The sequence below is a fragment of the Microcoleus sp. S36b_A4 genome (assembly GCF_036700645.1).
In the GTDB taxonomy this organism is placed as follows: domain Bacteria; phylum Cyanobacteriota; class Cyanobacteriia; order Cyanobacteriales; family Microcoleaceae; genus Microcoleus.
The window spans coordinates 74673-82197 of sequence record NZ_JAUBPI010000004.1; the positions used below are offsets into that span (position 1 = coordinate 74673).

Genomic DNA, 7525 nt, shown 5'->3' on the forward strand with positions numbered 1-7525 from the left:
ATCACTTTACTGCTGAGCAGTTTACCAATTTCTAAATATTCCCGACTCACAACTCACAACTTCTCACTTCTTCTTCCCACCAAACAAACTTGCAAAAAATCCTGGTTTCTCGTCACCTTTTTTGGCTTTTGCGGAAGCTTGTTCCAGCTTTTTCTTAACCTCCAAAGCCGTCGGTTCTTCAGGATTTGATGCCAAAGCTTTGTTCATCTCAAGTTTTGCCATTGTGGCTTGATTTTGTTCAAGGTAACACATTGCTAACATAGCGTGAGCCTTGCTTTGTTTTGGATCGCGCTTCAGGGCTTCCCTCAACTCCAAACTTGCTTTAGCGTAATTTTTGCTGTCCATAAATCCTTGAGCTCGGCGACAATAGGCGTCGGTTCGCGGGTCTATGACCGGAATTGGGGTTGGGGTTGGGGTTGGGGTTGGGGTTGGGGTTGGGGTTGGGGTTGGGGTTGCATCTTTTATGGGTGAAGCGGGTGTAATCCCAACACCACCAAGGCGCTCTTTTCGCAGCAAATAAACCATGTTGAGTTCGCTAATTTGATCGATCGCCTCTTGCGTTTCCTTAACTGATTCGTACTGCTTGAGAGCGAGTTTGCTAACTGCTGTTTTGTAAGCTTCTTCCCAATCTTTAGCGGTAGCTAACTGTTTGGCTGCTTCGCTTTCAATGTGCATTTTCGCCTGTTCTTTAACGACGCGCTTGGCGATGGCTGCTAATAGCAGGCTGTATTCTTTGCGATCGCTTTCCTTAGAGAATTTGTTGTAAGCCGGATTGACTACTTTTGACAAAAATTGGTTAGCCCAATCTTTATCTGCTTGGCTTTCAAAAGAGCAAGTATCCGAATGCAACCGGCGGGCGATTTTCATGTAGCGCTTGCGGATGTCGTTAAACTCGGCGTCTAAGGGAATTCCCAAAATTGCGTGCTGATCTGTAAAGTCATACTTGAACAGCCCTTTTGTCATTTCAAAAGACATAACTTTTACTCTTCCTTTCCTGGCTTTTCACTATTCTTTAATGTAGCTTGAGTCAAGGGGTTCTGACCCCCGTACTACCCCCGATCTATTGCTGGGGGGCGCTACTTCCAAGAAGATAAGGGAGGAACGGCTAGCAGTGCGCTGCTGAGTTCGGCGTGTATTTTGCTGTTTGTGGCCAAAACCCGACCCGAGTTCATCTCAAAGGCACTGCCGTCATAAGCTGTAACTTGACCTCCGGCTTCGGAGACGATGAGTACACCTGCTGCTACGTCCCAAGGGGCGAGTCCCCGTTCCCAGTATCCGTCCGATCGCCCCATCGCCAGGTGTGCGAGGTCTAGGGATGCGGAACCGCTGCGCCGCACGCCTTGGGTGAGGTGGGTGAGGTGACAGAATTCGGCATAATTATTGTCTGCTGTTTCCCGTCGATCGTATGCAAAGCCAGTGACTAGCAAGCTGGTTCTCAATTCTGAGATTTGGGAAACTTCGATCGGCAAACGGTTGCAGGTTGCTCCCAATCCTTTGCCTGCCCGAAACAATTCATTATGAAAAGGGTCGTAAATTACTCCAATTTGTGGTATACCGTCGATTAAAAGTCCGATCGACACGGCCCAAAAAGGATATTGGTGAGCATAATTTGTTGTGCCATCCAAAGGGTCGATCGCCCACAGGTATTTGCTGCTGGCATCTCCTAATTTGCCGGATTCTTCGGCGAGGATGGCGTGGTCGGGTACGTGGCGGCCCAGAATTTCTAAGATGACGGCTTCTGAGGCTTTATCGGCTTCTGTGACTAAATCGCCCGATCGGCCTTTTTCTTGAATTTTTTCTAGTTTTCCGCAGAAAGAGTTGAGGACGGAACCGGCGGCTAGGGCTGCTTCGGTGGCTATTTCTAAGAAGTTTTGCAGTTGATTGTCTGTCATTTGTTAGTTGTCAGTTGTCAGTTGTCAGTTGTCAGTTGTCAGTTGTCAGTTGTCAACAATTCCCAACTGACCGAAAGCATCCACGATACCCGCCACGTGATTCATCCGTCCAGAAATAAAAACCTGTACCCGATGAAACTTGCCCCCCGAATTTATCGGTGGGGTCAATGCTTCAATCTAAAATCTAAAATCTAAAATCTAAAATCGATTGACTATTTCCGATTTTGCTGGCGAAATTCTGCGGGAGTTTGGCGCAAAGCTCGTTCTGGATTCCACAAGCCTTTACCCATGAGTCTCGCCCATTCTTGAGCGTTGATGAGTCGCTGCTGATATTTGGTGTTGGGCGATCGCACCGAGGCCAGGGCATAACCTTCTTTGACTAGCAGTTCGTTGAGCAAATTTTTATCTTGCCACAAGTAGGCTAGTTTGCGATCGAACTGGTCTTTCTGTTCCATGTCGGATTCTAACAATACCTGTTTTCCCCTAGTTAGCTGTTCTAGTCTTTGTTTGGCTGCTTCTCCCCAAGGCTGCTGTTTTAAATCCGGTGCATCAATACCAATCAGCCTGATTTGTTCTAATAAGGCTATTTTGTCGGCTGTACTGATAACTTCGATTGTTTGCCCGCTGATGGCCCTTTCTACTTTGGCGATCGTACCTTGGGGCATTTCTGGTTTTTGGCAGCTAGCTAACAACAGACAAAGGGCGATCGCACATAATCGATAAAGCATGGATAATTGGTAGTTGATTATTTATCAAATTGCCTTATTCTTCATCCAACGGCAAACCGGCTTTAACTTTACCTTTGCCGAAGTAGCGACCGAATTGCAGTTCGTACACTTCGTCTTCGTCTTGCGTCTCTACCTCGATGTTGGAACGGGGATAGCTGACGCACAGCAGGGCATAACCTTCTTTTTGCAGTTCCACAGAAAGCCCCATTGCTTCTGGCTGGTGCAGTTCCCCCGAATTGACGCGCACCGCACAGGCGGTACAAGCGCCGTTGCGGCAGGAAAAGGGCAATTCTACTCCTTGGTTTTCGGCGCTTTGAAGGATGTAGCGGTCTTCGGGTACTCGCACGGTGTGGCGATCGCCTGTCTGTCTGTTATGAATTTTAATTGTGTAAGAGTCAGTCATGGAATTTTAGATTTTAGATTTTAGATTTTAGATTGGGGTTTGGCGGGCAAACTCCTTTAGATGAAGGGGTTTGCGACATAGGTAGGAGAATCCAAGCCGGCTCGTTTGACACCCTATCCACATTAAACAGTAAATTTATGCCGTTACCCCTTCCCAAATCAGATTTGTTCTGTTAATATAGTTTAGCTGTGGCTAAATGAATTAATTTAGCCCTGGAGAGGTGGCCGAGCGGTTGAAGGCGCACGCCTGGAAAGTGTGTTTAGGGCAACTTAACGAGGGTTCGAATCCCTCCCTCTCCGTTAAACAAGCTGTTCAGGCAAAAAAAACAGCTTGCAAAAAAAATCTCTGATATGAGATAAATAGTTTGATTAGAGCGAGATCCCTTGAATTCTTTGAGAAAAATCAAGGGATCTCGCTTTTATATTTTTGAGTGTAAATTACGGGCGATCGCGGGGAAAAATACGCCCAGATATAATGCCAATACTAGAAAACCATAGTGACCTACACCAATCGCCACCGTTTGCAGCAAAGCGTCGCTTTCTGCTGAATCAATGGCTGTTTGAATATCAGTCGAGTAATTTTAGATTTTAAATTTTAGATTTTAGATAGAGGTAATTTATATCGAACTTAGCATCAGCGAGATTTGCCCCTCTGAACGAAGTACCCTCAGCATTTCCAATCTCTCGAACAATAGCGGAGAAAGACACAAATGCAAACCAAAGATACAGCAGCGACAGCAAACCGAAACACATACCCCAAAACAGTTTGTGAGTGCTCAGAAAAGCGCTCGCCGTTGCACTGAACAAAAAAGCCGCTGCGTAAGTCGCCACACTTCCAGCCGATGCGATCGCAACCTGTGCAAATTGGCTACGAATCCGGGAATTCACAAAAAACATTAACACCCCGCCGATCGACATTCCAGCAATAGCAGCCTGGGAATTATTATTAGTTGCAGTGCCAGCATAGAAAAATCCCAACAAAGCTCCTGATAGAATAGCAGAAATTGTTCGTGCCAATCTACCCGCTTTTGAGGTTTTTGGCTGTTTGCTGGCGATCGCCGAAGCGAAACCAGCAGCGCTCAAAACCCCGTACAGCAACAGAACAAAAGGCCAACTGGGAGAGTCCGGTAGTTGTCCTTGGGCTCCCAGAATCATTCGAGTCAGAACATCGCCCACAACCAAACAAATCGCGATCGCCCCAGCACTCAAAACAGCTATCTGTCGCCTAGAAAGCCCGATTTTCGCACCGAGAAAATTCGCACCCGCTAACTGAGCATTTCTAAAATTGCAGCCTCGAACATCCGCACCGCTGAAATCAGCACCGTTAAGAACTTGCCCTTGGAACGATCGATTTCGTAAAATTTGATTGCTAAAATTATTGGAATCCGAATACTTCATATTAGTACAGGATGCTGGAAAATATATAAATCTGTCAGTTTTCCCCTCCCCGATCTCAAATCTAAAATGGTATGACTTATCGGCCCACGTTCAAACAAATTTGGCATATTCTCGGTCTCGGAATATTGCTCGCACCAATACTACTCTACAACATTCCCTACTTTTTGCGTCCCCAACAAACCAACGAAGCCCGATCGCTCTTTCAAGGAATAGCCTACCGCAGGGAATTTCGGACTAATCCGCGTCCCACCCTAATTCACATTGTTAGCATCGACCTAAAAGCGCCGGGAATAGGAATTTTTGTCACTCCCGGAAACCCAACACCCGATTTAACAGAAACCCATGCCCGCACGGCTACTGAATTCCTGAAAGAATTTAAATTGCAATTAGCAGTTAACGGCAATTTTTTTTATCCCTGCATCGAGGAAGCACCTTGGGATTACTATCCCCGCAGTGGCGATCGAGTAAATAATGTCGGACACGCCATTGCCAAAAGCCAAGCTTATTCTCAACCACATTCAGGCTTTCCAGCCCTTTGTTTTGATGCCAAAAACCGCGCTCAAATAATCGAAAACGGCACTTGTCCTTCGGGAACAGCCTATGGAGTTGCCGGAGATACTTTGCTGGTGAAAAATGGCAAAGCCGTAGCACAAAGTCAGGAAGAACGCAAACAGGATAAACCCTATCCCCGTGCAGTCGCGGCGATTGACAAAACAGGCGACAAGTTGTGGTTAATTCTGGCAGACGGCAAGCAGAGGCTTTACAGTGAAGGGCTGAAATTGAGCGAAATAACTGATATTTCGATGCGGTTGGGAGCCGAGACAGTGCTGAATTTAGATGGCGGCGGGTCGGTAACTTTTGCAGTAGCATCGCCGTCAGGAGCGAAACTGTTGAATGCTCCGATTCAGAATAAAATTCCCATGCAGGAACGTCCAATTTCCAATCATTTGGGATTTTACGCGCGAGATAATGATGCCTCCGCATACTCAAATAAATAGGGTACTGATTGCCTTAATTACTAATAGAAAAGTTCGCTTAAATACCCACAAAATTTCTTGTTCAGCAGTAATTTTTTTTTAAATCTGCCCAAAATCCGGGAATAATTGCTAAAATTGTAAATAAACGTAACAAAAATTTATAATTGGCTTATGAAAATTAACGAAATCCAAGCAGCGCTGCAAAGTTCGGATTCTCAAGAGAGGCTGCGGGGGGTAACGGCTCTGAGAAACTGCGATTCTGCGGTGGCGCTGCCGATGTTGCTGAGCAAAGTGGACGATCGCGAGTTTATGGTGCGATCGTTCGTGGCGATGGGATTGCGACAGATTCAAACAGGGGAAGCTTTTGCGGCGCTGTTAAAAATGATGCAGTTTGATCGCGATCCAAACGTGCGCGCCGAAGCCGCTAACTCTTTGTCAAGGTTCGGAACTGAGGCAATTTCTCATTTAGTGGAAGCTTTTCGCCACGATGACAATTGGCTCGTCCGCCGCAGCATTATGGCTCCGCTGTATGAAATGCAGTGTCCTGATGCAGTATTGGAAATTTGTGCGATCGCTCTTGGCGGGGAAGATTTACCAGTTCAGGAAGCAGCAATTGACGGATTTGGTCTGCTGGCAAATACCCCGAAGCAAGAACAGGCATTGCAGCAATTATTACCTCTAGTAAGTTCGGATAACTGGGGAATTCGGCTGCGAGTTGCTCGCGCGCTGAGCAGATTTGACAATCCTCAAGCTCGCGCTGCTGTGAACTATTTGGCAAAAGATCGAGATCATCGGGTTGCAGGTGCGACTTTGGAAGCTTCGCTTTAAAACAAGGGCTTACAAGCTCAACTGTGCTATCTGCGCTATCGTGCCGAAAAAAACCCGGGTCAGGGAATGTTTAAGCGGTTCTACGGCGAGGAATGGACTGAAGAGTATATTCACGGATTTTTGTTCAATTGGGAACAGAAGCTGGCACAATTGGTAAGTAACAAGAATTAATTTTAATAGAAGCTTCAGCCACTACACTAATAAGTGTAGGTTGGCATGAGGAAAATGCCAATGGTCAAAAAAAATCGCAATGTAGTTAGTTCCAATTCAGAAAGTAAAGTCAAAGTCGGACTTTCGCTGACTTCTTCTAGTGCCGATCGATTAAACGTGATCGCTCGCAAGCTCGGAATATCAAGGTCGGAACTCCTAGAACGCTTGGCACAAGGCGCTCTGGATATTTCTAAGGACAAGACGGAAGTTACTGTCACTTGGAAAAAAGGTGAAGAAACGGAGGTAGAGGACCCCGACTTGCAAGGGGAAACAGCCGAAGAAAGCGAAATTAATGACGCTGTAACGGCAGAAACTCTATCGGACTCGGTGAGTGTAAAGCCAAATCCGTTGCCAGAAAGTTACGAAAGTTTACAGCAGCAGTTGAGTGAACGCGAAAGTTCGATCGCTTCTTTACAGCAGCAATTGGCTACCGAAAAGCAAAATCTCGAAAGCCAATTAGCCGAAACAGTAGCGAAGTCAAGTTACGAAAGTTTACAGCAGCAGTTGAGTGAACGGGAAAGTTCGATCGCTTCTTTGCAGCAGCAATTGGCTACCGAAAAGCAAAATCTCGAAAGCCAATTAGCCGAAACAGTAGCGAAGTCAAGTTACGAAAGTTTACAGCAGCAGTTGAATGAACGCGAAAGTTCGATCGCTTCTTTGCAGCAGCAATTGGCTACCGAAAAGCAAAATCTCGAAAGCCAATTAGCCGAAACAGTAGCGAAGTCAAGTTACGAAAGTTTACAGCAGCAGTTGAGTGAACGCGAAAGTTCGATCGCTTCTTTGCAGCAGCAATTCGCTGAAAAAGAACACCGGGAACACGAGTTTCAGCAACAGCTAGCCGAAAAATCCAGCGCTCTGGAATCTTTGCAGCAGCAATTCGCTGAAAAAGAACACCGGGAACACGAGTTTCAGCAACAGCTAGGCGAAAAATCCAGTGCTTTGGAATCTTTGCAGCAACAGCTAGGCGAAAAATCCAGTGCTCTGGAATCTTTGCAGCAGCAATTGGCCCAAAGAGAACACCGGGAACACGAGTTTCAGCAACAGCTAGGCGAAAAATCCAGTGCTTTGGAATCTTTGCAGCAACAGCTAG

Annotated in this window: 9 protein-coding genes and 1 tRNA gene; 5 read left to right on the forward strand and 5 right to left on the reverse strand. The window is 46.3% G+C overall.

The window, feature by feature from the left end:
* Window positions 1–63: 63 nt before the first annotated feature.
* The 4 genes from QUA03_RS02520 to QUA03_RS02535 all read right to left on the reverse strand — a co-directional run bounded on the left by QUA03_RS02520 (window position 64) and on the right by QUA03_RS02535 (window position 3023).
* Window positions 64–975, reverse strand: a complete 912-nt coding sequence (locus tag QUA03_RS02520) for a tetratricopeptide repeat protein (RefSeq protein WP_333209401.1) — start codon at window positions 973–975, stop codon at window positions 64–66.
* A 101-nt stretch (window positions 976–1076) separates the two neighbouring features.
* Window positions 1077–1892, reverse strand: coding sequence for an inositol monophosphatase family protein (locus tag QUA03_RS02525; protein ID WP_333209403.1), 816 nt, complete (start codon window positions 1890–1892; stop codon window positions 1077–1079).
* Window positions 1893–2104: 212 nt separating this feature from the next.
* The gene (locus tag QUA03_RS02530; protein ID WP_333209405.1) at window positions 2105–2620 is read right to left on the reverse strand and encodes a thermonuclease family protein; all 516 of its coding nucleotides are present in this window, start codon (window positions 2618–2620) and stop codon (window positions 2105–2107) included.
* Window positions 2621–2654: 34 nt separating this feature from the next.
* Entirely contained in the window at window positions 2655–3023 is a 369-nt protein-coding gene (locus QUA03_RS02535; protein WP_333073886.1) for a 2Fe-2S iron-sulfur cluster-binding protein, read from the reverse strand.
* A gap of 214 nt (window positions 3024–3237) precedes the next feature.
* Between QUA03_RS02535 and QUA03_RS02540 the strand changes: the two genes are divergently transcribed.
* Window positions 3238–3322, forward strand: a tRNA-Ser gene (locus QUA03_RS02540).
* 288 nt (window positions 3323–3610) lie between these two features.
* Here QUA03_RS02540 and QUA03_RS02545 read toward each other — a convergent pair.
* Window positions 3611–4420: a pentapeptide repeat-containing protein gene (locus QUA03_RS02545; protein ID WP_333209406.1), complete on the reverse strand. Its 810-nt coding sequence runs from the start codon at window positions 4418–4420 to the stop codon at window positions 3611–3613.
* A 71-nt stretch (window positions 4421–4491) separates the two neighbouring features.
* Here QUA03_RS02545 and QUA03_RS02550 point away from each other — a divergent pair, with 71 nt between their 5' ends.
* The 4 genes from QUA03_RS02550 to QUA03_RS02565 all read left to right on the forward strand — a co-directional run.
* On the forward strand, window positions 4492–5418 hold the full coding sequence (locus tag QUA03_RS02550; protein ID WP_333209408.1) for a phosphodiester glycosidase family protein: 927 nt from the start codon (window positions 4492–4494) through the stop codon (window positions 5416–5418).
* A 150-nt stretch (window positions 5419–5568) separates the two neighbouring features.
* A complete protein-coding gene (locus QUA03_RS02555; protein WP_333209410.1) occupies window positions 5569–6225 on the forward strand; it encodes a HEAT repeat domain-containing protein in 657 nt (218 codons plus the stop codon).
* Window positions 6226–6246: 21 nt separating this feature from the next.
* Window positions 6247–6396: a hypothetical protein gene (locus tag QUA03_RS02560; protein ID WP_333209449.1), complete on the forward strand. Its 150-nt coding sequence runs from the start codon at window positions 6247–6249 to the stop codon at window positions 6394–6396.
* A gap of 60 nt (window positions 6397–6456) precedes the next feature.
* Window positions 6457–7525: ribbon-helix-helix protein, CopG family (locus tag QUA03_RS02565; protein ID WP_333209411.1), on the forward strand; the 1069-nt coding region annotated here is incomplete at its 3' end.

What these genes read in the sequence shown, in the direction of transcription:
- QUA03_RS02535 (WP_333073886.1), bottom strand. Translation starts at nt 3,023, where the DNA reads ATGACTGACTCTTACACAATTAAAATTCATAACAGACAGACAGGCGAT.
- QUA03_RS02545 (WP_333209406.1), bottom strand. Translation starts at nt 4,420, where the DNA reads ATGAAGTATTCGGATTCCAATAATTTTAGCAATCAAATTTTACGAAAT.
- QUA03_RS02555 (WP_333209410.1), top strand. Translation starts at nt 5,569, where the DNA reads ATGAAAATTAACGAAATCCAAGCAGCGCTGCAAAGTTCGGATTCTCAA.
- QUA03_RS02550 (WP_333209408.1), top strand. Translation starts at nt 4,492, where the DNA reads ATGACTTATCGGCCCACGTTCAAACAAATTTGGCATATTCTCGGTCTC.
- QUA03_RS02525 (WP_333209403.1), bottom strand. Translation starts at nt 1,892, where the DNA reads ATGACAGACAATCAACTGCAAAACTTCTTAGAAATAGCCACCGAAGCA.
- QUA03_RS02530 (WP_333209405.1), bottom strand. Translation starts at nt 2,620, where the DNA reads ATGCTTTATCGATTATGTGCGATCGCCCTTTGTCTGTTGTTAGCTAGC.
- QUA03_RS02520 (WP_333209401.1), bottom strand. Translation starts at nt 975, where the DNA reads ATGTCTTTTGAAATGACAAAAGGGCTGTTCAAGTATGACTTTACAGAT.